Source organism: Dellaglioa sp. CoH-56-MRSF-12 (assembly GCF_056782075.1).
Genome location: NZ_JBXAYD010000024.1, coordinates 1 through 450, shown reverse-complemented (window position 1 = coordinate 450; position 450 = coordinate 1). Strand labels below are relative to the sequence as shown.

Genomic DNA, 450 nt, shown 5'->3' with positions numbered 1-450 from the left:
TTTCCGGCCCCACGTCACGTACCGTAATCATCTGGTGCATGATGTGTGGAACAGGTCGATTCATGAATTCTGTTCGGTAGTCCTCAATACCACCAGCCATGATTCGTGTACCCTCGGCTTCCGTCACAGTCGGAAATATCAAGTTCTTTGAGGCAATCATCGCATGGCACGCATCGAATTCCTTGCGGCGCGGGCTGTACTGGCGCGGCAGACACCGGGGCTTCCCAAGCGGATTCAGACCCATGTCTTCCCGGATTCGCTGCAACAAATCGATCGACTGCCACTGGTCGGCAACCATGCCCACCGCATTCGTATCGCGCGCCAACTTCAGAATCACGTTCAGGTAGATCAGGTTGAAGTTGACCTTCCTGCCGTCAAGTGGAATACATTCGAGGGCGGTGCCGACTACCGTTTTCCCTGTGTCGAAATCGTAGTGGACAGATGCAATAC

At 54.0% G+C, this 450-nt stretch carries 1 protein-coding gene; it reads right to left on the bottom strand.

Features of this window, described 5'->3' with window-relative positions; all coding sequences use genetic code 11:
- The coding region (locus tag AC1RPY_RS07650) for a hypothetical protein (RefSeq protein ID WP_481763092.1) at positions 1 to 450 on the bottom strand (450 nt) is incomplete at both ends.